This window comes from Clostridium nitrophenolicum (genome assembly GCF_055391695.1).
The window spans coordinates 3,914,001-3,939,237 of record NZ_AP042469.1 but is presented as its reverse complement, the minus strand read 5'-3'; the positions used below and the strand labels follow the sequence as shown (position 1 = coordinate 3,939,237).

Below are 25,237 nucleotides of genomic sequence, written 5' to 3'. Positions count from 1 at the left end.
GTAGGTTGTATCTGCTTAAATTATTACACTGATCTACGGTGGGTATTTGGATATTATTTTAAATATGTTAAAATAAAAGGTATTGATGGAATAAGAAGGGAGTCCAAGCCAACAATGAGAAAAAAATTAGACATAAATAAGACAATCATAACAATAATTGCTTTAAGTATAATGCAAATAAGTACAGTAATAATAGTTGTGTTATATAATTATTTTCATCAAAATCCTTTTAACTTCAAGGAAAAGCTTTATAATGGAGATTTACTCATATATGCGATTATGTTTATAGGAATTATTAATAGTTTTTTTACTGTGAAGAACATTAGATATCTTTATGGGAAGAGTTATGAATATACCACATTAAAAAGCACCTTAGAGCAATTAGAAAATCTAAATAAAACTCTTCGTGGTCAAAGGCACGATTTTATGAATCATTTGCAGGTAGTATATAGCCTTATGGAAATGGAGGAGTACTTTGATGCAAGAGAGTATATTGAAAAAGTATTTAAAGATATTCAAAAGATAAATAAAGTTCTAAAGACTTCAAACCCGGCAGTAAATGCATTGCTCCAAGCAAAAACATTATATGGAGAAAAAAGAGGAATAAAAACAAAAATAGTTATTACAACTTCATTTAATGATTTAAAAGTGCCATCTTGGGAGTTTTGTAGAGTACTTGGAAACATTATAGATAATGCAATCTATGCACTGCAGGAAGTAAAAGAAAATAGAACTATACAAATTGAACTCTTTGAAGATTTAAAGTCATATGGATTCAGAATAAAAAACAACGGGCCAATGATTCCAAAAGAAATTATTGAAAAGATTTTTAAGGCAGGGGTTACTACAAAGGGAGAAAAGGGAGAAGGTATGGGACTAGCTATTGTAAAAGATATACTTACTGAATACGGTGGAGATATTAATGTAATTAGTAACAAAGATATTACTGTTTTTGAAGGATGGGTTCAAAGATAATAAAGAGAAACTAAAAATACGACATTTTAAACTGCTGAATGTATATCTTAACAACTACATATTCATTAATAAATGAAGCGGAGGTAGTATATTATTATAGACCCAGCTAGTGAGACTTGAATCTAGGAATTTAGTGGCACTGACATTATAGTTATATGTGCCTGGTGACAATCATGTATAGTATAAATAGGAAAGGGAGGTATAGTTATTTGGAAATGGTGAATTTTTTATCTAATATAAGTTGGGCTGCACTGCTGTGTTTTGGATTCGGATTTTTTCTGGTAATTGTTGAGATGTTTCATCCTGGATTCGGAATTCCTGGTATTTTTGGAGGAATACTTCTCATTGCTGGAGTAGTCTTAACAGCAACAAGTGCAATACAAGTTTTAATTTTACTTGTTATTATTATTTCGGTACTTGGAATAGCACTTACGCTTGTTTTAAAATCTGTAACTAAAGGGCGGCTTTCGAAAATATTAATTTTGCATGAAACTCAAAAAAAAGAAGCAGGATATATAGGATCGGAGGATCTTAATTATTTTGTTGGACAAGAGGGGACTACCTTAACAATTTTAAGACCAGCAGGTATAGCAGATGTTAATGGTATAAAACTTGATGTAGTTTCAGAAGGGGAATTTATTTCTAAGGATAAAAAAATAGAAGTTATAAAAGTAGAGGGAAGAAGGATTGTTGTTAGAGAAAAAGTATAGATAATATAAACAAAATTCTTAGTATTAGAGCGGATAGTCATCAGATAAAAGGTATTTATTAGAAAATCGTAATTAATTATAAATTGGAAGGAGTAGTATTATGAATAGTACAGTTTTAGTTGTTATAATTTTAGGAGGCATTGCTTGCTTTTTAGCTTTATTTCTAAGCTTTGTACCTATTACACTGTGGATTTCAGCTATAGCAGCAAATGTTAAAGTTAGCATCTTTAATTTAATAGGAATGAGGCTGAGAAGAGTTGCACCAAAAAAAATTCTTTTACCTCTAATTAAAGCAACAAAGGCAGGATTGGATATAAGTGTAAATGAATTAGAAGCCCATTATTTAGCAGGAGGAAATGTAGATCAAGTAGTAGATGCACTTATAGCTGCTCACAGAGCAGATTTTCAACTACCTTTTGAAAGAGCAGCAGCAATAGATCTTGCAGGTAGAGATGTACTTGAAGCTGTAAAAATGAGTGTTAACCCAAGAGTAATTGAAACACCAAATGTTTCAGGAGTTGCAAAGGATGGTATTGAGCTTTTAGCAAAGGCAAGAGTAACAGTAAGGGCAAATTTAGATAGATTAATAGGTGGAGCTGGAGAAGCAACAGTGCTTGCAAGAGTTGCAGAGGGTATTGTAACAACAGTAGGTACATCAATTTCTCATAAAGAAGTATTAGAAAATCCAGATGCTATATCCAAGACAGTTCTAGCAAAGGGATTAGATGCAGGTACTGCTTTCGAAATATTATCAATAGACATTGCAGATGTTGATGTTGGAAGAAATATAGGTGCTCAGCTTCAAACTCTTCAAGCAGAGGCAGATAAAAATATTGCCCAAGCAAAGGCTGAAGAAAGAAGAGCAATGGCTGTTGCAAAAGAACAGGAAATGAGAGCTGCAGTAGTAGAGGCTGAGGCAGAAATACCAAGAGCTATGGCAGTAGCATTTAGAGAGGGAAAACTAGGGGTAATGGATTATTATGATATGCAAAATATCATCTCAGATACAAAAATGAGAGAATCCATATCTAAAGTTAGCAAGAATAAAAATGAAAATAATTCATATAAAACTTCTAAGGATATGAAGGAGTAATAAAGTATGATTTCTTCTTATGATTTTAAAGAATTTGGATATGCTATGAAAAAGATGTTTAGTGATTTAAAAGAAGAGTTGAATTCTAGAGTTGAAAAGCTTAATGGTGCATTTTCTAGCATTAATGAAGTAAGTAAACCTGAAGAAAGAGATTCCGATAAAGGATCAGAATTAATAGATGCATATTCACGAAAAAAGGAAGAGATAAAATATAGGCAAAAGCCAATTTCTATAGAAAAGAGCGAAGCAGAAGATAAAAAAGCAGGATTAGATATTGAGTTCACAGAAGAGAAAGTTTTGCAGGCCATTGTATATTCAGAAATACTTGGCAAACCAAAGGCAAAGACAAGAAGGCGGTGATAAGTATTGGAGCTTAAAGTTTTCATTGGAGATGACGAAGAGGGAATGAGGATGGTTCTAAGAAAGGCCATTGAAAAAATAGAAGGTTTTAAATTAGTAGGAGAAGCAGAAGATGGTGAAGCTGTTGTTTCTTCTGTGGAAGAAATACACCCTGACGTTATATTTTTAGATGTAGAGATGCCAAAGCTTAATGGTGTAGAATGCGCAAAAAGAATAATGGATATAAACCCTAGAACTATAATTATTTTTGCAACAGCACACTCTATGTATATGTCTGATGCCTTTCAACTTTATGCCTTTGATTATATAGTAAAACCTTTTAAGCTTGATAGAATTTATCAAACCTTAAATCGTATAAAATCCTTAAACCAATATCATAGTGAACAAGATATGTATAAGATTATTCGTCATGAAAAGGGATTAGATAAAATACTCATTAGAAGCAAAGAAGGCATAAGTTTTGTAGACATGAAGGATATTATAATAATACAAAGGGAGGATAGAAATACAGTAATTTATACTGTAGATAGCAGTTACACTACCTCTGAAGGTATGAGTGAGCTAGAAGAAAAATTAGATAAAACTCAGTTTTTCCGAAGCCATAAATCGTATATTATTAATATTTCTATGATTCACAAAATATATCCCTATGGGCGATGGACTTATATTGTAAAGCTAAAAAATACAGATAAAGATGCTCTTTTAACTCACGAAAGATATGATGTATTGAGGGATATGTTTAGTTCTTAAAATAGGACAGGAATTGATTTAAATAGAAAAATCAGTTCCTGTCTTTTTGATTTGACAAAGGATACCAAGTGTTATATAGTTAATTACATAAGTAACTAACTAATGAGGTTGGGATATAATATGAAAATTTTAATTGATGATAGTAAACCGATTTATTTGCAGGTGGCAGAGGGCATAGAAGACGACCTTTTAAATGGAATTATAAATGAAGGAGATCAAGTTTTATCTACCAATCAATTTGCAGCTATTTACGGAATAAATCCAGCAACTGCAGGTAAAGGCATAAATATGCTGGTAGATGAAGGTGTACTTTTTAAGAAAAGGGGAATAGGAATGTTTGTAAAAGAGGGGGCAAAAGAATATATAAAAAAGAAACGTAAAAAGGATTTCTTTAATGAATATTTGTGCAAGATGATTTCTGAAGCTAAAAAACTAGATATAACAACTGAAGAATTGATAGAAATGATTAATAGTATTGAAGATAAGTAACTCATAAAATAAAAAAATGCGAAGCATTTTTTTAGAGGACAATTGACAGAGGACAATTGACAGAGGACAGTGGACAGAGGACAGTGAAGGTGAGTTTTCTTACTTACGTCAGAAAACTAATTTATTTTTTAAGACTCGTTTCACTAATGTGAAACATCGATTTATAAATTAAAGATTTTTCGTAGTGTAAGGTCGAAAAATCCTCCTTCATTGTCCTCTGTCAATTGTCCTCTGTCCTCTTAAAGATTTTGTGTCGCAGTTTTCTTAAATTATGAATTAAATTTAGGTGAAATTCTATAATTATATGGGGGAATGAAAATGAGATTGGCAGTAGAAATAATGGATTTAAATAAAAAATTTTTAAATACAAAGGCCTTAGATAACTTAAATTTAAATATAGAAGAAGGTAAAATATATGGACTACTAGGAAGAAATGGCGCAGGGAAAACTACTCTTTTAAAAATAATTACAGCCCAATATGTAAAAAGTTCAGGTACAGTAAAGGTTTTTGGTGAAGAGTCTTTTGAAAATGAAAAAGCTCTTAGCAAAATCTGCTTTGTAAGTGACAAGCCAAAGTTTATACCAACTTTTACAGTAAGAGAAATATTTAGTATAGCAAGAGCCTTTAATAAAAACTGGGACAGGGAATTTGAAAAGGCACTCATAAAAGAATTTGATGTGGATTTAAACAAACAATATAAAAACCTCTCGAAAGGGATGCAGTCTATAGTATCAATAATAATAGGACTAGCAAGCAGAGCAGCTATAACTATATACGATGAGGCTTATACAGGGTTAGATGCAGTTGCTAGAGAGAAGTTTTATCGCATTTTGTTAGAAGATTACAGTGAAAATCCTAGAACCATAATATTTTCAACTCACTTAATAGATGAAGTTAGTAAGTTGTTTGAGAATGTAATAATAATCCATAAAGGTAGAGTTATATTAGAGGAAGAAACAGACCTCCTAAGAACTAAAGCCTTTTATATAAATGGTGACAGTGATAAGATAAGTGATGTTACAAAAAACAAAAATGTTATCTATAAAGAAGTTATGGGAAATAACATTAATGCTGCTGTACTACATACCATTTCCAAAGAAGAAAAAATAAAAATTGAAAATATGGGACTTGAAATAAAAAGTATGCCACTTCAAAAGCTATTTATTCACTTAACTTCAATTGAAAGTGAAGGAAGGTAGTTTTTATGAATATACAAGAAGGTAACAAATTAAAGTTTCAGTTAGTATCAGTTTTAAGACAAAATATATGGCATTTAATAACTATAGCTGTAGTTGGTTTTTGTCTGGCCTTATTTAGTATACAAAACTTATATCCACTAAGATATGGGTACAATGGAAAAACATATTATGATTTATTTTGGTTGTTGGCAATATTCGCAAATGTAAATACAGCATTAGCCATTGGTTACAAGGAGATAGCTGCTTATTTTTTAAATTTAGGATATACAAGAGAAAAATATTATAAAGGTAATATGGTGTTTAGTTTTATTATAAGTTTTATAACATCAATAGTAATATTGCTAGTTTATATAATAAATTTATTAGAGGATAAATTATATAAATTAAATGGCATTGTTTCTTACATGGGATTTAGTTTTGAAGGCTTTACAGCTTATTCCTATGTAAAAATTGTTTTTATAACATTTATATTAATCACATTTATTTGTGCCTTTGCAAATTTCATAAGTGTAATATCTCTTTCAAGTAAATTTTTAAGAATAATAATAAACTTTATTATATTTGGATCAATTTTTTTAGTAATCTTCCAAGAAAAATTCAGTAATAAACTTGTTAAATTCATTTCCTATATAAATAGTAATCTAACTTTAGCTCTTATGTTTTATTTAGCTTCATCTATAATATTATATATTTTAGCTAAAAAAGTATTTATGCATATGGACATAGATTAAAGAAGGGGGTATAGGGTTATGAGGGAATTAAATGTATGTTTAAAGCTTAATTTTTTATCTAGAAAAATTCCTATTTTCGTGGGTGCGGCTTTATTAGTGATACTTTGTATAGAAATGAAAATAAATAACATTAATATAGGAATGGATAATGTATATGTATTGGAAAGCTTATTTTTAATAATTTTTGCAGCTTATAATTATAAAAATTCTTTTGTGTACTGGGTTAGCATGGGAGGAAGAAGAAAGGATTTCTACTTAAGTAGCTTTATCTTATTTGTATTTATTGCAGCAGTAATTTCTTATATACAAACTTTAGTGTTTATTCATTATGAGTCACAAAGGCAAATATTTATGGGTCAGTATGGAAAATTTAATTTGATTGAAGTAGTTGGTTTTACTCCTTTAGGAGTGTGGATTTATCAATTCTTAAGCTTTATGTGTTCTATTTGTGCCGGAGCTTTAATAGGGGCCTTAAATACAAGATGTGAATTAGGAGAAGCGATCGGGATAAGCGTTGGTTACTTTTTCTTACCTAACCTTTTTTATACATTTATAATTAGAATCTTCGAGGAATATATACCAGCTTTTATTAAAAGTCAAGGTGCAGTTTATTTGTTTTTTATAATTATTTATGGCATTTCCATATACATTGGATGGAGAATTATAAGGAGGGAAGAAGATTTATGCATAGAATAGAGCTTCCAATTTTAACAGCAATAATGGTAGGAATGTTGTTACATTTGTATTGTATGGGAGGTAAAAGCATAGTTGAGCCTCTTAGCTATAGTGGTAGTGTAAAAATGATAGATAACAGCCAACCAATAAATAATATTAGTGGGCTACTATTTCCTCCATATGATGATAAAAAATATATTTACGCATTTATATTAGATGGAGACAAGTTAAATTATAAAAGATATGATATTGAAAACGGCAAAGAAATAAATATAAATTTACCTAAAAACAATAATTTGTTTATATGTATTAAAGAAAAAGACTCAAATAAGGAGGATTGGAAATGGTATAGTAATTTTATTGATTTGAATTTTAAGGATAAGTTTGCAAAATCAGTTAATGATGGAGTTGTGTGGACATACGGATCATTTTTAAAAGATATGGAAGGGGAACGGTTTTATTGTAGATATTTTCAGTTCTATGGAGAAAGTAAAGGCGATGAAAAGATAACTTTAGTTTATGGAACTCAAAATAAAGATTATATAAAGATTCCTATAACTATAAATGTAGAGTAAAACCCTTTGAAATATAAGTTTTTCTGCAAACTCTCTTGTAAATGTCACAATTTTTAATTTTTGGATATTCTAATCTAAAATGTATTTTGTCTAAATATTTACTTTTGATCACCTATAGTATAAAATTACACTGTAAATAAAGTTCTTAGCATCAGATAAGTGCAAGGGGTGATAACATGACAAGAGAAGAATTTGTAGAAAAAGTTGATTCAAAGCTAAAATTAATAAGAAACGAAAAGAACTATACTCAAGATAGAATGGCAGAGATACTTGGAATATCTAAGAAAACGCTGGTTCAGATAGAAAAAGAAAGAGGCACTCTGGGATGGAGTGGAGCAGTAGTAGTATGTTCATTATTTAAAGATAGTGAAGTGCTTCAAATGACTTTAGGGGAAGACCTAGAGGATATAGTGATTTCTCTAGCCTTTGGAAAATGCGAGGGAAACGGCATGAAGACTATGGGAGGAAAGCTTTGGTGGAGAGATGTAGAAGTACGGGATAGCTACAAACTTCAGCAAAATATAATATCAAGTCACTATAGAATAATAGATAATGAAAATAGAAGAATATGCTCCTCTTTTGATAAGGAATATATATATAGAAGAATAAATGAACTACAACAACTAGAAAAATAATTGCATGAAAAATTAATAAGGCATCTGAAAGAAAATAAAAAGTTAAGTATGTGACTGATATTTTGAGTTATACTGACTAATTATTTTTTGAAGATGCCTAGTATATGATATATAATAGTAATCGAATAGAATAAAAAAGCTATACGTCATAAGAGAGAAGGTATTTTAATGATTAAGTTACTTTGGTATGTCTATTTTGCAATTTATCTTTTTATTAAAACCGTAACAGGTAGAACTAAATTATTCTTTTTGAGAAAAAAATCAAAGGAACTTGCTGATAAATATGCATATAAACAATTACAGGATATATCCAATCATGTTTTAAAGAGATCTAAAACAAACACTTTAGTAAAAGGACAGGAGAATATTCCAGAAGGACCTTGTCTTTTTGTAAGTAACCATCAAGCAATTTTTGATGCTTTTCTATTACTTGCAAATATAAACAAGCTAACAGCCTTTATCGCTAAAAAAGAAATAAAGAAAATTCCTTTAGTGGGAAGCTGGTTAAGCCAAATTGATACTGTATATATTGATAGAGATAACATCAGAGAAGGAATGAAAGCTATTAATTCAGGTGTAGAAAACTTAAAAAAAGGACAATCAATGATTATTTTTCCAGAAGGAACAAGAAGTTTAAAATCAGAAATGGGTGAATTTAAAAAAGGAAGTATGAAGTTGGCACTTAAAGCAAATGTGCCAATAGTGCCTGTTACTATTGATGGTACTTATAGAGTATTAGAAGCTGGTGAAAAGGTAACGGGAAACTCCGTTAAACTTATATTTCATAAACCAGTATATCTAGAAGATTTGTCAGCGGATGAGAAAAAGAATTTAGCGGAAATGCTGCATGATATCATTGAGCATGGCTTAAAAAATTAAATAGTAATATTTAATATCAAGACCTTTCCTTAACTTATTAGTTGAGGGAAGGTTTCTTTAATACTTTATTTTAAAGTATTTTTAGTATAGAATAGTATAAAAATAATAATAATTCAAACAAAAAAGAATGAAGGTGAACTTATAGTGACTATAGAAGAGTTTCTAGTTTTGCTTGAAGAAAAAGGTTTTAAAATATTATGCGACATGAGTGGATTAAAAAGAGAGGTTATAAGTATAAATATGATGGAGAACCCCGATACACTTAAGTGGATAAAGCCTGGTGAGTTTCTATTAACTACTGGGTATTTTATGAGTGATAATGAGGAACTTCAGTTAAATTTTATCCGAGAACTAAGTAATATAGGGGCTGCAGGAGTAGGCGTTAAAAAGAATAGATATATTGACAAACTAACAGAAAAGGTTCTAGAGGAATCAAAGAAATTGCTTCTGCCGATAATTGAAATACCTTATGAATATAGCTTGTCTGATGTAAGCAGTATGTTCTATAAAGAACTTTACGAACGCCAAACTGAGAAACTTAGGAAGTCTTTAAATATACATGAGCAGTTTATGAATATAGTCCTTACAGGTGGGAGTATAGAGGAATTAGGTAGTGAATTGGAGAAATTAATTGATAATCCGCTACTAATTTCAAATGAGCATGGTGAGATAATTGCTAATAAGAATTTCTATAAAAATAAATCTCTTCCAAAGGAATTATTCTTCGAATATAATAATGAGCCGATGTTGAACATTGAGTTTATTGGAAGATACTATAATAATATCCATACTGAATTGCCTAAAGAAGCAATTAAGTATAATAGCGTTATAAATGGGAATGAAGTTTCTTTTAGAATTAAGCCTATAGTTTCTGACAGAGAAATATATGGATATATCATTGTTGCGGAAACTGGTAGAAAGATGATTGAATTAGATTATATGGCTATAGAAAGATCTTCAGTAATCATAATGCTTGAAAGAATGAAGCAAAAAGCTATTGATGAGGCAAAACAGCTTATGAGAAGAGATTTCTTTGATGAACTTTTGGAAGGTAAAATACATTCTGAAAGAGAGCTTGAAGGCATAGTTGGAATTTATGGGTTAAATAATAGATTTAGTTATTCTTGTATGGTTACTGAGATTAAAGACATTAATAATACTATACAATATCACTTGGAAAAAAACTTTGTACGTCAATTACAAGAAGAGGTAATTAAAACCATTGATTATATAGCTATGAAAGAAAAAATTAAAACCATATCTATAACAAGAGGTGCATATATTATTACCTTTATACCATTTATGACCTCCATCAACTCTAAAGAAAATAGGGAATTTTTAGTGGGGTTTGGTGAAATTATAGAGAAAGAGTTTAATAAAAAAAATAGCGAATATGCTATTACCATAGGAATAGGAAAAACCTATAAAATAATTCATTTATCAAAAAGTTTTAAAGAAGCAATGGAGGCTAGAAAACTCATAAATAAACTTAAGGGCGGAGACAGGGTTGTTCATTTTGATGATTTTATGATATACCATCTTTTGAATTCAGCTCCTAATACTGATGTATTAAAGAGTTTTTATGATACCTCAATAAAGAAACTTGTTGAGTATGATAATGAAAATAATACTAATTTAGTTGAAACCCTTGATATGTATTTCAAGAGTAAGGGAAATATGAGTCAATCAGCAAAAATGTTATTTATCCATAGAAATACTCTTTTATACAGACTTGATAAGATAAAAGAAATTTTAGAAACTGATCTTGAAGATGGCGAAAAGAACTTAGAGCTACAGCTGGGAATTCATATTATGAAATTGTTATAATTATATAATTCAGAGACCATGTAAATCATGGTCTCTTTAATTTTTTTTAGATATTTATGAAAACAATTCTAAAGAGTAAAAAAGAAATTAGCTCTTTTTGTGCAATTTGCACAGTAAACATTTACAAAGTTGTAGCATGTTGCCGATGGATTTATAACCTTAATATTTTATAATTACAAATGAGTAGGGGGAGTGAGATATGCTTAAGGTTAAAAGTATTAGTAAGCCTGTGTTTGAGAAGTTAAATAAGCTTAATAATGCTAAAGTCCATTCAGTCTTCAGAAAAGTAGTTAATTTTGAATATAACGGAACATTAATAGCATTGCAAAGTGGAGAAATACCTAAAGGTCCCTTATCTATTTCGATTGATGATAGTCTTAATTTTTTAAATCTTTCTCTGAATATAGGAGATTATTTAAATATTAATAATAAAGAAATATTCGTAAACACTTCCCCTATAAAAATAGACAATCCTGAAGTTTGGGAGCCAACACTAGAATATTCTCCGGAACTGTTCTTAAAAGATAATAAAATTTTAATCAAAAGTATAAAAAGAATAGTTCTCATAAATGGAAAATCAGGAGGACTTAGAGAAGCAGCTCTTTCTGCCACTAATAACAAGGTTCTAGATAGGAAAGATAATGATAGCTTTGTTTCTAAATTATTGTCTGAAGTTTATGTTGATTTTCACAGCAATAGCATAATAGAGGCTGCCAAAAAGACATCTAATTTATTAGGTTATGGTGCAGGACTTACTCCTGCAGGAGATGACTTTTTAGTAGGCGTACTTAGTGTGTTACACAGCTTCAAATATATGGACAAAGATATAAGTAAATTTCATGAAATTCTTAGTGCTGAAATTATAGAAAACTCTTTTAGAACTACTATGATAAGTAAAGTCTTTTTAGATGAAGCAACTCAGGGTAGGTTTAGCGAAAGCTTTCATAATGTATATAGAGCTTTATCGGATGAAAATCTAGAAGAACTTTACAAAGCTTGTGCAACAATGATATCCATAGGGCATTCATCAGGAACAGATGGATTATGTGGATTGCTGTGGGCATTTTATTTATTTACTAATCTTAAAAAATAACGGAGGGTAGAAATGTTAGTTAAAAATATTATAAAGAAGAATACTTATTATGATTCAGTAACTTTAATGATGATATCCAGCAAGATTGCATCCTTAGATGGAATTGCAGATGCTACTGTAATGATGGCAACGGATTATAATAAAAAGCTAATGACAGACTCAGGGCTTTTGCTTTCAGAAAATGCTAATATTAGTGCCAATGATTTAGTTATTGCAGTGAAAACTGATGAGGAAGCAAAAATAGCTGAGGCTGTAAGTATTATAGAAGATGAGCTTCAAAAGAAAAACGACACTGCTCAAGAAGGCGATTTAAGAGCAAAGACTTTAGGTACAGCATTAAAGAGACTTCCAGGAGCTAACTTTACTGTTATATCCGTACCAGGAAGATATGCAAAACAAGAAGCTATGAAAGCACTTGAAAATGACCTTCACATTCTTTTATTTAGCGACAACGTATCTATAGAAGAAGAAATCGAACTTAAGGATAAAGCAATTGAAAAAGGACTTCTTATGATGGGACCAGACTGTGGAACTGCAATAATAAACGGAACAGCTTTAGGCTTTGCTAACGTTGTTAATAGAGGAAAGATTGGAATGATAGCTGCTGCAGGAACAGGACTTCAAGAAGTAACATGTTTAGTAAGCAGGCTTGGAGAAGGAATTTCACAAGCTTTAGGAACTGGCGGAAGAGATGTAAAGGAAGCTATAGGCGGAAGAATGATGTTAATGGGACTTGAAGCATTAGCACAAGACAAGGAAACAGAGATTATAGTAATAATTTCAAAGCCACCTCACAAGTCTGTTATGGAGAAAATCTTTAAATTTATAGAGAAAGTAAATAAGCCTGTTGTAACTTGCTTTATTGGAGGTAGTCCAATAAGCATCGAGAAAGATACAGTTGTACAGACTTTTACTTTAGAGGATGCTGCTTATGTCGCTGTTAACATTGCTAAAGGCAGAAAGACAGAAAATATAATATTTACTGACAATAGCAAAAATTTAAGAGATATTGTTGAACAGCAAAGTAAAAAACTTTCAGAAGATCAAAAATATATAAGAGGACTTTATTCTGGTGGAACTTTATGTTCAGAGGCAATGGTTTTAATGAATGATTATATGGAAGATATATACTCAAACACTCCATTAACAGATAAAGGCCTACTAGAGGATATAGAAAATAGTAAGAAAAATACCATCTTAGACTTGGGAGATGATTACTTCACAAATGGTAGACCACACCCTATGATTGACCCAAGACTTAGAATAGAAAGAATGAAGAAAGAAGCATTAGACCCAGAAACAGCAGTAGTATTATTTGATGTAGTACTTGGATATGGATCAAATGAGGATATGGCAGAAGCATTAATTCCAACTATAGAGGAAGTTAATAATATTTTAGCTAAAGAAGGAAAATCCGTTAGCTTTGTAGCTTCAGTTTGTGGAACAGATGATGATATACAAAGCAGAAAAGCTCAAATTGAAAAACTTGAAAAAGCTGGAGTTATTGTAATGCCATCAAACGCCCAAGCTGTTAGACTTGCCATATTAATTGCTGGAAAAGGGGAAGAATGGTGCAAAATGATGGGAGGTCAGTTAAATGAGTAAAATAAATGAGTTGTTTAGCAGTAAACTAAAGGTTGTAAATGTTGGCCTTGAAACATTTCATGATGCGAATAAGCATCAAAAAATTGAGTGCATTCATGTAGACTGGAGACCGGCTGCTGGAGGAAACTCTAAACTTCTTGAGATATTAGAAAAATTAAACAAATAGGAGAGTGGAACAAATGAAATTTGATATAAATGAGGCAAATAAAGTTGCATTAGAAAGAATACAAAAGGCAAGCAATTTTTTAGTTGACGTGAAGTATGCTAAGGATGTAATTCCTGGAATGGATCCTATGACTATAGGACATGCTGGCCCTCCAATTAAATGGGAGAATATGTGCGGTCCGCTAAAGGGAGCTATAATAGGAGCTATTATATACGAGGGATTAACTGATAGTTATGAAGAAGCAGAAAAAATGGCGGAAAGCGGAAAAATTAAATTCGTAAGCAATCATAGTATGGGATGCGTTGGACCTATGACAGGAATGATAACTTACTCAATGCCACTTCTTGTTGTAAAAAATGAGACCTTTGGCAACTATGCTTACAGCACTTTTAATGAAGGTCTAGGAAAAGTAATGCGTTTTGGTGCAAATGATGAAACAGTTATTAATAGATTAAAATGGCTAGAGAAAGTATTAGCGCCTGCTTTTAAAAAGGCACTTGAGTTATCAGGACCAATTAACTTACAAGTTGCAACAGCTAAAGCTCTAGCAATGGGAGATGAGATGCATCAAAGAAACCTAGGAGCATCTGCAGCATTCCTTAAGGTAATAATGCCTCACTTGGTGAGAGTAGTAGAAGATAAGAAACAGCTTGAAGAAATAACAGATTTTATTACAGGTAATGATCAGTTCTTTTTAAATATTGCAATGGCAAATTCTAAAGCTACTATGGACCCAGTTAAAGGCATAGAGGGTTCAACAATAGTCACTGCTATGAGCAGAAATGGTACTAACTTTGGGATTAAGGTTAGTGGTTTAGGTGAGCAATGGTTTGAAGCTCCAGTGAATATGCCTAAAGGACTATACTTCCCTGGATACAGTGAAAAAGACGCAAATCCTGATATGGGAGACAGTGCTATCGTAGAATGCATAGGCTTAGGTGGATTTGCTATGGGGGCTGCTCCAGCTGTAGTTCAGTTTGTTGGTGCTGCATCTGTACAAGCAGCAATTCAATATACAAGGGATATGGAGGAAATTACAGAAGGCGTAAATCCTGTATATCAAATGCCTACTCTAAATTTTCAAGGAGTACCTTCAGGTATAGACATAAGAAAGGTTGTAGAAACAGGTATTCTTCCTGTAATTAATACTGGAATGGCTCATAAAGAACCAGGTGTAGGACAAATAGGAGCAGGAATAGTAACAGCGCCTATAGATTGTTTTGTAAAGGCATTAATGGCATTTGGAGAGTTAGTAGAGGAGTAATAAATATGGAATTCTCAATAGAGAAAGCCAATAAGATTGCAGTAGATAGGATGGAAGAAGCAATACCTTTTTGGGTAGATGTCAAATATGCTTACGAGGCATTTGAAAATTTTGATAAGTATACAATACTTCACGCAGGACCACCAATTTCCTTTTCAGATATGTGTAATCCAATGAAAGGTGGAGTTATAGCGGCCCTTCTGTATGAAGGGCTTGCTTCTTCAGAAAAGGAGGCTATAGACTTAGCAAACTCAGGAAAAATTAAATTTTGCTCCTGTAATGACTTCAATGCAGTAGCACCTATGGCAGGAATTATCTCTTATTCGATGCCACTTTTGGTAGTCAAGAATCAAACACATGGCAATTATGCATTTACCACTATTCATGAAGGTGAAGGAAAGGTAGCTCGTTTAGGTGATTATGAAGAAGAAACTATTTCTAGACTTCGATGGTTAGAGAACACATTAGCTCCAGCACTTAAAAGGTATGTAGATTTTGTTGAGAAAGTAAATCTAAAAGTGATTATGGCACAAGCTCTTGAAATGGGTGATGAGCTTCACATGAGAAATGTAGCATCTTCAAATTTTTTATTAAGAAGAATGATTGATGGACTAATTAACGTAATTGATAATAAAAAAGAACTTAAAGAGGTTTTGAGCTTCATGTCTCATGACAGTCAATTCTTTTTAAATCTAGCTATGGCGGCAGCAAAGTCAACAGCTGATGCGGCTCACGGAGTAGAAGGTTCAACTATAGTAACAACCATCTCAAGAAATGGCGTTGAAGCTGGCATAAAGGTAAGTGGGCTAGGTAATTCATGGTTTACGGCTCCAGCAGAAAAGGTAACAGGACTTTATTTTTTAAACTATAATGAGGAAGATGCAAATTTAGATATAGGAGATAGCGCTATTTTAGAAACTGTAGGGCTCGGCGCTATGGCAATAGCTGCATCTCCCTTAGTAGTAAAGTTCTTAGGAGCAGGTGGAAATAACGAAGCTATTAATCTAAATAAAGAAATGTATGAAATAACCTTTGAGGAAAGTAATAGCTTTAGAATTCCAAACTTAGATTTGAAAGGGACACCGGTTGGCATAGATATTGTTAAGGTTGTGGAAACAGGCATAGTTCCGCATATAACTACGGCTATTGCTGGTAGATATCCAAAAAGTGGAATGATAGGAGCTGGAATTTCTAAAATACCTATTAAAGCCTTTGAAAAAGCCCTAATTGCTTATGCAGATCAATATTAAATTGTCTGAATGTTCGAGAAAATAATATATAAATTACATGAAATGAGGTATTAGTTGATGAAAGAAAAAATTGTATTAGCCATTGGAGGCAACGCCATAATAAAGGAAGGACAAAAAGGCAGTATAGAAGAACAAAAAGAAAATATTTGTAATAGTTGCGATCCAATATTAAATTTAATTGAAAAAGATTATACAGTTGTAATTACCCATGGAAATGGTCCACAGGTAGGGAATACTCTAATAAAGTCTGAATTAGCCTCTCATGTTGTACCACAATATTCTTTGGATGTGTGTGATGCTGAGACTCAAGGTAATCTAGGATATCTTATTCAACAGGCTTTCTATAATAAGATGCAGGAAAGAAATATAGATAAAGCTGTTGCTACAGTGGTTACACAGATTGTTGTAGATAAAGACGATGAAGCTTTTAAAAATCCAACAAAGCCTATTGGACCTTTTTATAACAAAGAACAAGCTGAAGAATTAATGGCTGAAAAGAAAGTTACATTTATTGAAGATAGTGGCAGAGGTTATAGAAGAGTTGTACCATCGCCAATGCCAAAGAGAATAGTAGAAAGACAAGCTATAGAAGCATTACTTGAAAAAGAAGTTTTAGTTATAACTGCTGGAGGAGGGGGGATACCTGTCATAGAAGAAGAGAACAAGCTACTAGGAATAGAGGCAGTTATTGATAAAGATTTTGCTAGTGCATTGCTAGCTGCTGAAATTAAAGCAGATTATTTCTTTATACTAACAGGAGTAGATCAAGTAGCAATAAACTTTAGAAAGCCTAACCAAGAAAATCTATTAGAATTAACAGTAGCGGATGCTCTTAGATATATGGAAGAAGGTCAATTTCCTAAAGGAAGCATGGGTCCCAAAATTAATGCAGCAATATACTTCTTAAAAGCAGGAGGAAAAAACGTAATAATAACATCTATTGATAAACTACAAGAAGCTTTAGAAGGAAAGACAGGTACAAGATTAGTTTTATAAAATTTAACATTTAGTTCGTTGTGCAAAATATACAAAAGCATGCTTGAAAATATAGGTTATTTGTACATTGTGACTTTTAAGAGCTTTCTTTAATATTAATGGTGTAAATATAATTTATATTAAAGTTCGATGTAAACATATACAAAAATATCAGAAAATATAGAATGGAGGAAAAATTATGGATAAAAAAAGATTTTTCTCAATAGGCACTTTAACTGCACTAATTATATTTCTTATGTCAAGTGTTCCTGTTTTAGCAGCAGATGAAACAATGAATGTTAAACCACCGGAGGGTTTTCACGCAGTGTTAGCTATAATTCCTCTAATTGTTATATTAGTTCTTTTATTTAAAAGAGTTAATATGTTAGTTGCAGGTTTTATTGGTGGAGTAATGGCAATGATAATTGGAGGAATTACGTTAGCACAAGCTAATACATTTTTCTTAAATGCTATACCATCAATGCTTTCCAATACTGCACCAATTGTAAACTCAGCTATAGCCATGGCGGTTTTTCAATCAGGTGGTTATACTGCAGCACTTACCCTTGTAAAACGAGGAATTAAAGGAAGAGTAGAATATTTAGCAGCATTTATTGTAATATTACAAGCAGCAGCAACTTATATGTCTGGTATAGGCGGAGGAAGCGCCATGGTTATAGCGCCACTTGCTTTTGCAGCAGTAGGAGCAATTCCAGAACTTATAGCTGCAATGTCAATAGCAGCAGCGGCATCATTTACAACTTCCCCAGCATCACTTGAGTCAAGTATAGTTTCAAAGCTTGGAGGTATACAAGTAGCACAATATGTAGAATCAATGAGAGTTTATTGGTTAGCATTTGTAGCAATAGCTATAATTATAGGATTCTACGGAGCTAAAAAGAGAAAAGTTTTGTTCCAAGGTGAAGAGAGCGAAGAATCTAAAAATATAACAAATGCTCAATTATTTAAAAATACAATACCAGCAGTATTTCTATTGTCTTCAGTAATTTTTGGGCCATTTATAAATAAGTCTATAGGATTTCAGTTACTTTCTCCACTGACATATACAATAATTACTCTTATATTAATATTTATATGTACTGAATTTAACTTAAATAAAGCTGTTGATTCTATGATTGATGGTTCCACATATATACTTGTAAGATTGTTTCAAGTTGGTATATTCTTAACTTTTATCAACATGATAGGTAAAACTGGAGCATTTGCTTCTATAGTTAGTGTAACTAAGATGGCACCAGCAGCTTTAGTTGTTCCAGCTGCAGTATTTGCTGGATTCCTAGTTGGAGTACCAGCAGGAGCATACGTAGCATCGGTATTAGCATTAGTGCTCCCTGTAATAGCATCACTAGGATTCTCTCCTGTTGCCCTAGGATTTGTAGCTATCGGAGTTGGTTTTGGAAGCCAATTGAGTTTCGTAAATATTACAATGCAAGCTCTTTCCTCAGGATTCCAAATTCCTATTATAAATGTAGTTAAAGGTAATGGAAAATGGGTTGGAGGGTGTATAGCGTTATTACTAATAATATCATTTATAATTCATTAAAATATAAATTAAACCATAGAAAGGAGTATATAAAATGGATATAATTTTAAGAAAAGTGAGAATTAATGACGGGGATGAATTACAAGATGTTGCTATAGAAAATGGAAAGATAGTAGCTATAGAACCAAATTTTAAAGGAACTGCTCACAGAGAAATAGATGCAGAGGGAAGAGTTCTTATTCCAGGCCTTATAGATAGCCATATACATCTTGATAAGGCATTAATTGCAGATAGATTACCTAACAAGTCAGGTACGTTAATGGAAGCTATTGAAGTAACAGGAAAGCTAAAGCCAACTTTTACAAAAGAGGATATTGAGACAAGAGTTAGAAAAGCTTTAATGATGCTTATAAAGAATGGAACAACCCATATTAGAACTCACTCAGAGTTTGACCCATCACAAGGTTTTACTGGTTTTGAAACTGTAATGAAGTTTAAAAATGAGTTTAAAGATTTAATTGATATCCAAGTTGTTGCATTCCCACAAGAAGGTATATTTAAAGCACCTGGAACTGAGGAGATGATGTATCAAGCAATGGAAATGGGAGCAGATGTAGTAGGCGCAATTCCATACAATGATTCCCCAGCGAAAGAGCATATTGATTTAGTATTTGAAATTGCTAAGAAATATAATAAACCTCTTGATTTCCACCAAGACTTCAAAGATGACGCAGATGATATAACTATTGAATATTTATGTGAAAAAACAATAAAAGAAGGCTATCAAGGAAGGGTATCTGTTGGACACTTAACAAGCTTAGGTGCATTACCTAAGGAAAGATTAAAACCAATCATAGAGAAGATTAATGAAGCAGGAATAAGTGTAATGAATTTACCAGCTACAGATTTACATCTTGGTGGAAGAAAAGATGAATATAACGTAAGACGTGCTCTAACTCCGGTACGTGCATTGCGTGACGGTGGAGTTAACATGTGTATCGCTACTAATAATATAAGAAATCCATTTACTCCATATGGTAATGGAGATTTAATTCAAATCGCAATGCTTGCTATTCCAACAGCTCACCTCGGTGGAGCTGATGACCTTCCAACAGTATTGCCAATGATTACTACAAATCCGGCTAAAGCTCTTGGACTTAAGGATTATGGGCTAGAGGTTGGAAAGAAGGCAGATATGGTGCTTCTTGATACAATGTCTGTTAAAGAAGCAATAATTGATATCCCAGACAGACTTTATGTAATAAAGAACGGCAAGATAACTGTTGAAACTGAAAAGAAGATAAAAATATATTGTTAAAATCATTTAATCACATTAAGGCTGATTTTCTTATCAAAGAAAATCAGCCTTTTAAATGCACTAAGGTTAATTAATAACATAGAAATTGTATTTTTATACTGTTGACATGGGTATATAATAAGATAGATAATATATCGGATGAAGGGAAACTTCAATCAGATAGAAGCAAAAAACCAGTAGTAATAGGTAAAACTTAATATTTTAACTTTTGTTATCTAAAGAAAGGAGAGGAGTTAACTTGTATTATGTATATAACATATTAGTCCAATTTATGGATAGAGCTATGTTACTCCTTATATGTTTATTTATTATAACTAGGATGCAAAGCTTTAGAGAAATATTTTTAAAGGAGAACTACGAAAAAAAAGATTATGCAATTATTTGTACAGTGTTTTCCCTATTTGCTATATTAGCGACTTATACAGGGTTAAATGTAGAAGGGTCATTAGTAAACGTCAGAACAATAACTATAGTATCTGGTGGAATAATATTTGGTCCATTTGTAGGAATAGTAACGGGAGTAGTATCAGGACTGCACAGATATTTAATTGATATAAATGGTATAACTTCAATTCCCTGTCTTATAAGTAGTATAACTGCAGGAATGGTCTCTGGATATATCAATAAAAAAGTGAAGAGGAATTATAGATGGATAGCAGGCATAGCAGCAGGAATGCTAAGTGAAACAATTACTATGATATTGATACTTATATTGAGCAAGCCTCATTCTTTAGGATTTGATATTGTTTCAAAAATTGCTATTCCAATGATACTTGGACAAATTACTGTAGGGGTTATTGTTTTGCTAGTTCAAAGTGTAGAAGATGATAAAGAAAAGATAGCTGCCAAACAGGCAAAATTAGCTCTTGATATTGCAAACAAAACTCTTCCATACTTTAGAAATATAAATAGTGATTCTTTAAATAAAATATGTACTATTATAAAAGAAGACATACAAGCTGACGCAGTAGCCATAACTGATAAGAAAAATATATTGGCTTATGTTGGAATTGGTGAAGAGTATTATAATATAGGTCATGAAATAATAACTGAAGTAACTAAAGAAGCAATAAAAAGTAGCAAAATAATTATAAAAAATGATAATGTAGAAGATAAAAGTGCAATGTTAAAATCAGCTATTATAATTCCACTTGAAGAAAAAAATGAAGTTATTGGAGCATTAAAGATATACTATAAAAAGGCTCATAAAATCACATACTCACTACAAACTCTTGCAGTAGGGCTTTCACAGATTATTTCTACTTTGATGGAAGTGTCAAAGATTGAACAAATAAAAGAAATGGCTAATAGAGCAGAAATTAAAGCGCTTCAAACTCAAATAAATCCACATTTTTTATTTAATGCATTAAATGCTATAACTTCTTCTATAAGAATAAATCCAGATAAAGCAAGAGAACTTATAATTAATTTATCTAGCTATTTAAGATATAATTTAGAACTAAATAATGAATTTATAGATATAAAAAAGGAACTAAAACAAGTTAAAGATTATATAGAAATAGAAAAAGCTAGATTTGGAAATAAATTAAATATAATTTATGATATAGACGATGTAGATGTTAAAATACCAAGTCTTTCAATACAGCCCCTAGTTGAAAATGCCATAGTCCATGGTATTTTAAAAGATAAGGGCGCAGGAACAGTAAATATTAGTGTAAAGGAACAGGATGAAAAGGTAAAAATATCCATAGTTGATAGCGGAGTTGGTATAAGTGAAGATATAATAGAGAGAGTTTACAATGATAATATACCTGAAAATAAAATTGGTCTTTACAATGTACATTTAAGGCTTAAACTTATTTATGGAGAAGGACTTACAATAAAAAGACTTGAAAAAGGAACTAAAATTGAGTTTTATATAAAGAGGTGAGATTATGAGAGCTATAATAGTTGAAGACGAATTTCTAGCAAGAGAAGAGCTTAAATATTTTATAAAAAATTATAGTAGTATAGAAATAGTAGATGAATTTGAAGATGGAATAGAGGTATTTAAATTTATTCAACAAAATGAAGTTGATGTTATATTCTTAGATATAAATATACCATCACTTGACGGCGTACTACTAGCTAAGAATATAAGTAAATTTTCTAAGAAGCCCTATATAGTATTTATAACAGCCTATAAAGAACATGCTGTAGAAGCCTTTGAAATAGAGGCCTTTGATTATATATTAAAGCCCTACCATGAATCTAGAATTATATCTATGTTAAAGAAGTTAGAATTGAATTATAATCAGCAAAAAAATAATTCACATAAAAGTAGTGTATCTAACAAGATAAACTTGTGGAAGAATGAAAAGATAAGAGTAGTAGATTTAGATGATATATACTATTGTGTAGCTAGAGAAAGAGCAACTTATGTTTTTACAAAAGATGAAGAATATTCAGTAAGTGTAAGTATAACTGAATTCTATAATAGCTTGCCAAAGGATAAGTTTTTTAGATGTCATAGATCTTATATTGTTAACATAACTAAAATAAGAGAGATAATTCCTTGGTTTAATAACACATATAATTTAAGACTTCAAGATATAGACTACGAAATACCAGTAAGTAGAAGTAACCTAAAGGAATTTAAGCAGCTCATGAATATATAAATTCTAATAAAATCAGATAGGAGTTAAATGTCTACAGTCAGAGGCATTTAGCTTGTATCTGATTTTTTATTTAGTAAGAATCATAATAAGTTGCAACTCAATGTAATTCAGGTTTTAAAATAAGGATAACTAGATAACACTGATACCCCAGTTTGTAGCAGCAGGATCATTAATGGTAGCTAGTTATCTCATAAGTGTATTTCATGTAGATTTCTTTGCATCTCATTCAATAATTAATAATTTTATATTGTATTGCTATATAATTTAAAACAATAAACGACACAAAACGGCAAAGGTTTACAACAACATAAAAAGTTTTATTAAGTTATTAAAGTAGCAGAACTAGAATTAAAGAGTGGGTGAAGGGAGATTTTCAAATGAAAAATACATCAGAAAGACCTTGGTTAATAGTATTAGGTACAGTAATTGCTCAATTAGGATTAGGAACAATCTATACTTGGAGTTTATTCAATCAGCCTCTTGTAAATAAGTTTGGCTGGCAATTAAGCAAAGTAGCTCTTACATTTTCCATTACAAGCTTTGCTTTAGCATTTAGCACATTATTCGCAGGCAAGCTTCAAGACAAGCTAGGAATTAGAAAGCTTATATCAATTGCTGGAATAATAATGGGAATTGGTTTAATGTTAACATCTAAGGTAACTTCAATTTCTATGTTGTATGTATTGGCAGGTTTAATTGTTGGAGCAGCTGATGGTATTGCATATATTACTACTCTTTCAAATTGTATAAAGTGGTTTCCTGAGAGAAAAGGTCTTATATCAGGTATTTCAGTAGGAGCCTATGGAAGTGGAAGTTTGGTGTTTAAGTACATTAATGCAAGTTTAATTAGTTCTAAAGGTGTTTCTGGAGCATTCTTATATTGGGGTATTATGACAATGATTTTAATACTTACTGGTGCCCAATTATTAAAAGATGCCTCATCTGAAGCAGTTAATGTTAAAAACAGTTCAAAAGAAAATAACTTTACAGTAAAAGAAATGTTAAAAACAAGACAAGCTTATCTTTTATTTATAGTGTTCTTTACAGCATGTATGAGTGGTCTTTACCTAATTGGAATTGTTAAGGATATAGGTGTTCAATTAGCTGGACTTAAACCTGATGTAGCGGCAAATGCCGTAGCTATGGTAGCGATATTTAATACTTCTGGTAGAATTGTATTGGGGGCCTTATCAGATAAAGTAGGTAGATTAAAAGTAGTATTGTTCACACTCACAGCTACTGCTGTTGCAGTATTTGTGTTGAGTTTTGTACATTTAAATTATGCAATTTTCTTCGTTTGTGTTGCTGGAATCGCATTTTGCTTTGGCGGAAACATTACAGTTTTCCCTGCTATTGTAGGTGACTTCTTCGGGTTGAAAAATCATAACAAAAATTATGGGATTATATATCAAGGTTTCGGATTAGGTGCACTTTCAGGATCATTTATAGCTGCACTTGCAGGAGGTTTTAAACCTACATTTATGGTTATTGGAGTATTATGTATAATCTCAATTGTCATAGTGGCAACAATAAAAGCTCCAATGGAGTCAACAGAAAATATCAAAGATGATAATAATAAGTTAAAGTTGAATATAAATCCTGCTTAAAAAATACATCTTAAATGTACTTAGAAGAGAAACTTTAGTAGATGCTATGGAAAATCGAAAATCCAGAGAAGTACCCAACTCTAACAATAAGAGTTTCAGGATATGCTGTTCACTTCAACAGATTAACTAAAGAACAACAAAAAGAAGTTATAAGCAGAACTTTCCACGGAAAAATGTAGTAAATCATAATATAAGACAAGAATATTCAATAAAAAACCTTCTAAAATCTTATAATTGAATAAATGTTGTGAACATACCTGCTTATTTAAAGTAACAGGTATGTTATTTTTTTAATTTTATTGTTAACTAATACAAACGATTTGGTTGACAATAAAATGTAATAACCATATAATAAATTTACAGAAATGAATCTTAGGAGGAATATATATGTCAAAAAAATTAAAAGCAAAAGATATAGTTTATTCAGCATTATTTGCAACACTTACAGCAGTTTTAGGCTATATTACTATTCCACTGCCATTTAGTCCAATTCCTATAACAGGACAATCCCTAGCTGTGATGCTTGCAGGATGCGTATTAACACCAATTCAAGCTGGCCTTAGCATGTTAACATTTTTATTTATGGGTATTATAGGACTTCCAGTTTTCTCAGGAGGAAGGGTAGGGATAGGTGTTATTGTAGGTAAATCAGGAGGATATTTGATAGGATACTTAGTAGGAGCAGTAATAATAAGTATTTTAGTTAGAAAAAGCAAATCAAAAATAACTATGTTTTTGGCTTGTCTGTTTGGTGGAATAATTGTAGTTCATATTTTAGGTGCAGCGTGGTTGGGTTATGTTACTGGCATGGGAATTGAAAAAGCTATTATGGTAGGTTCAGTACCATTTTTGCCAGGAGATTTATTTAAGGCTGTAGCAGCAGTAGCAATTGGGGTTAGATTAAATAAAGATCTAAGAAGTTATGCTCATGCATAGAC

25 protein-coding genes and 1 pseudogene are annotated in these 25,237 nt (G+C 31.5%); all 26 read left to right on the top strand.

Features of this window, described 5'->3' with window-relative positions; translation table 11 throughout:
* The first annotated feature begins 114 nt into the window (after window positions 1-114).
* The 26 genes and pseudogenes from ACZ5N4_RS18645 to ACZ5N4_RS18520 all read left to right on the top strand — a co-directional run bounded on the left by ACZ5N4_RS18645 (window position 115) and on the right by ACZ5N4_RS18520 (window position 25,235).
* Window positions 115-975: a sensor histidine kinase gene (locus ACZ5N4_RS18645; protein WP_464204009.1), complete on the top strand. Its 861-nt coding sequence runs from the start codon at window positions 115-117 to the stop codon at window positions 973-975.
* 215 nt (window positions 976-1,190) lie between these two features.
* Complete coding sequence (locus ACZ5N4_RS18640; protein WP_464211010.1) at window positions 1,191-1,685, top strand: NfeD family protein; 495 nt, start codon at window positions 1,191-1,193, stop codon at window positions 1,683-1,685.
* 100 nt (window positions 1,686-1,785) lie between these two features.
* Entirely contained in the window at window positions 1,786-2,778 is a 993-nt protein-coding gene (gene floA, locus ACZ5N4_RS18635; RefSeq protein ID WP_246517132.1) for a flotillin-like protein FloA, read from the top strand.
* A 6-nt stretch (window positions 2,779-2,784) separates the two neighbouring features.
* Window positions 2,785-3,138, top strand: a complete 354-nt coding sequence (locus ACZ5N4_RS18630; RefSeq protein WP_178909865.1) for a hypothetical protein — start codon at window positions 2,785-2,787, stop codon at window positions 3,136-3,138.
* Window positions 3,139-3,144: 6 nt separating this feature from the next.
* The gene (locus tag ACZ5N4_RS18625; RefSeq protein ID WP_464204007.1) at window positions 3,145-3,888 is read left to right on the top strand and encodes a LytR/AlgR family response regulator transcription factor; all 744 of its coding nucleotides are present in this window, start codon (window positions 3,145-3,147) and stop codon (window positions 3,886-3,888) included.
* 120 nt (window positions 3,889-4,008) lie between these two features.
* On the top strand, window positions 4,009-4,377 hold the full coding sequence (locus ACZ5N4_RS18620) for a GntR family transcriptional regulator (protein WP_464204006.1): 369 nt from the start codon (window positions 4,009-4,011) through the stop codon (window positions 4,375-4,377).
* Between the two features lie 318 nt (window positions 4,378-4,695).
* Complete coding sequence (locus ACZ5N4_RS18615; RefSeq protein WP_464204005.1) at window positions 4,696-5,577, top strand: ABC transporter ATP-binding protein; 882 nt, start codon at window positions 4,696-4,698, stop codon at window positions 5,575-5,577.
* A gap of 5 nt (window positions 5,578-5,582) precedes the next feature.
* A complete protein-coding gene (locus ACZ5N4_RS18610; RefSeq protein WP_464204004.1) occupies window positions 5,583-6,308 on the top strand; it encodes a hypothetical protein in 726 nt (241 codons plus the stop codon).
* A gap of 18 nt (window positions 6,309-6,326) precedes the next feature.
* Window positions 6,327-7,004, top strand: coding sequence for a hypothetical protein (locus ACZ5N4_RS18605; RefSeq protein ID WP_464204003.1), 678 nt, complete (start codon window positions 6,327-6,329; stop codon window positions 7,002-7,004).
* Entirely contained in the window at window positions 6,992-7,558 is a 567-nt protein-coding gene (locus tag ACZ5N4_RS18600; protein ID WP_464204002.1) for a hypothetical protein, read from the top strand. The genes ACZ5N4_RS18605 and ACZ5N4_RS18600 overlap by 13 nt, the downstream gene beginning before the upstream one ends.
* Window positions 7,559-7,734: 176 nt before the next feature.
* Window positions 7,735-8,193 carry a helix-turn-helix transcriptional regulator gene (locus tag ACZ5N4_RS18595; RefSeq protein WP_464204001.1) on the top strand — a complete coding sequence of 153 codons (459 nt, stop codon included), beginning with the start codon at window positions 7,735-7,737 and terminating at the stop codon, window positions 8,191-8,193.
* A gap of 168 nt (window positions 8,194-8,361) precedes the next feature.
* Window positions 8,362-9,072: a lysophospholipid acyltransferase family protein gene (locus ACZ5N4_RS18590; protein ID WP_464204000.1), complete on the top strand. Its 711-nt coding sequence runs from the start codon at window positions 8,362-8,364 to the stop codon at window positions 9,070-9,072.
* Window positions 9,073-9,216: 144 nt separating this feature from the next.
* Complete coding sequence (locus ACZ5N4_RS18585) at window positions 9,217-10,899, top strand: PucR family transcriptional regulator (RefSeq protein ID WP_464203999.1); 1,683 nt, start codon at window positions 9,217-9,219, stop codon at window positions 10,897-10,899.
* A gap of 199 nt (window positions 10,900-11,098) precedes the next feature.
* On the top strand, window positions 11,099-11,992 hold the full coding sequence (locus tag ACZ5N4_RS18580; protein WP_464203998.1) for an oxamate carbamoyltransferase subunit AllH family protein: 894 nt from the start codon (window positions 11,099-11,101) through the stop codon (window positions 11,990-11,992).
* Window positions 11,993-12,004: 12 nt separating this feature from the next.
* Window positions 12,005-13,597 (top strand): acyl-CoA synthetase FdrA, encoded by a 1,593-nt coding sequence (gene fdrA / locus ACZ5N4_RS18575; RefSeq protein ID WP_464203997.1) that lies wholly within the window; start codon window positions 12,005-12,007, stop codon window positions 13,595-13,597.
* Complete coding sequence (locus tag ACZ5N4_RS18570; RefSeq protein ID WP_464203996.1) at window positions 13,590-13,763, top strand: fdrA domain protein; 174 nt, start codon at window positions 13,590-13,592, stop codon at window positions 13,761-13,763. Before fdrA ends, ACZ5N4_RS18570 begins: the two co-directional genes overlap by 8 nt.
* A gap of 13 nt (window positions 13,764-13,776) precedes the next feature.
* Complete coding sequence (locus ACZ5N4_RS18565) at window positions 13,777-15,027, top strand: YlbE family protein (protein WP_464203995.1); 1,251 nt, start codon at window positions 13,777-13,779, stop codon at window positions 15,025-15,027.
* A gap of 5 nt (window positions 15,028-15,032) precedes the next feature.
* Window positions 15,033-16,277 carry a YlbE family protein gene (locus ACZ5N4_RS18560; protein ID WP_464203994.1) on the top strand — a complete coding sequence of 415 codons (1,245 nt, stop codon included), beginning with the start codon at window positions 15,033-15,035 and terminating at the stop codon, window positions 16,275-16,277.
* A 57-nt stretch (window positions 16,278-16,334) separates the two neighbouring features.
* Window positions 16,335-17,273 carry a carbamate kinase gene (arcC, locus tag ACZ5N4_RS18555; RefSeq protein ID WP_464203993.1) on the top strand — a complete coding sequence of 313 codons (939 nt, stop codon included), beginning with the start codon at window positions 16,335-16,337 and terminating at the stop codon, window positions 17,271-17,273.
* A gap of 178 nt (window positions 17,274-17,451) precedes the next feature.
* Window positions 17,452-18,816 (top strand): hypothetical protein, encoded by a 1,365-nt coding sequence (locus tag ACZ5N4_RS18550; RefSeq protein WP_464203992.1) that lies wholly within the window; start codon window positions 17,452-17,454, stop codon window positions 18,814-18,816.
* Window positions 18,817-18,850: 34 nt separating this feature from the next.
* Window positions 18,851-20,074 (top strand): amidohydrolase family protein, encoded by a 1,224-nt coding sequence (locus tag ACZ5N4_RS18545; protein WP_464203991.1) that lies wholly within the window; start codon window positions 18,851-18,853, stop codon window positions 20,072-20,074.
* A gap of 271 nt (window positions 20,075-20,345) precedes the next feature.
* Window positions 20,346-21,965, top strand: a complete 1,620-nt coding sequence (locus ACZ5N4_RS18540; protein WP_464211008.1) for a LytS/YhcK type 5TM receptor domain-containing protein — start codon at window positions 20,346-20,348, stop codon at window positions 21,963-21,965.
* Window positions 21,966-21,969: 4 nt separating this feature from the next.
* Entirely contained in the window at window positions 21,970-22,692 is a 723-nt protein-coding gene (locus tag ACZ5N4_RS18535; RefSeq protein ID WP_464203990.1) for a LytR/AlgR family response regulator transcription factor, read from the top strand.
* Between the two features lie 377 nt (window positions 22,693-23,069).
* A complete protein-coding gene (locus ACZ5N4_RS18530; RefSeq protein ID WP_464203989.1) occupies window positions 23,070-24,299 on the top strand; it encodes an L-lactate MFS transporter in 1,230 nt (409 codons plus the stop codon).
* Window positions 24,300-24,309: 10 nt separating this feature from the next.
* Window positions 24,310-24,478 (top strand): annotated as a pseudogene (locus tag ACZ5N4_RS18525) (glycine radical domain-containing protein); the annotation flags it as partial.
* A gap of 208 nt (window positions 24,479-24,686) precedes the next feature.
* A complete protein-coding gene (locus ACZ5N4_RS18520) occupies window positions 24,687-25,235 on the top strand; it encodes a biotin transporter BioY (protein WP_464203988.1) in 549 nt (182 codons plus the stop codon).
* The last annotated feature ends 2 nt before the right edge of the window (window positions 25,236-25,237 follow it).